This window comes from Azohydromonas lata, assembly GCF_034427735.1.
In the GTDB taxonomy this organism is placed as follows: domain Bacteria; phylum Pseudomonadota; class Gammaproteobacteria; order Burkholderiales; family Burkholderiaceae_C; genus Azohydromonas; species Azohydromonas lata.
In genome coordinates this window covers 1-218 of sequence record NZ_JAXOJX010000290.1, presented here as the reverse complement: position 1 = coordinate 218, position 218 = coordinate 1, and the positions used below count along the sequence as shown (strand labels likewise).

Sequence of the window (218 nt, the reverse complement as noted above, 5' to 3'; positions counted from 1 at the left end):
ATGTCGTAGCTGTAGTCGGTCTTGCCCGGGACGATGGTGTTGGCGTCGAGCGTCTCGAAGAACTCGTCCAGCAGCATCGTCAGCACGCGCAGGCCGCCGTCATAGCCCCAGGTGGGGAAGCGGTGGTAGTGGTGGCGGTCGAAGATGGGGAACACCAGGCGGATGAGCGGGGTGCCGCAGTCACGCTCGAGGTACTTGCCGTAGGTGTTGCCGATGAG

At 63.8% G+C, this 218-nt stretch carries 1 protein-coding gene; it reads right to left on the bottom strand.

Annotation, left to right across the window (positions count from 1 at the left end; all coding sequences use genetic code 11):
- A partial coding sequence (locus SM757_RS35435) for a nitrogenase component 1 (RefSeq protein WP_322468932.1) occupies nt 1-218 on the bottom strand: 218 nt, incomplete at both ends.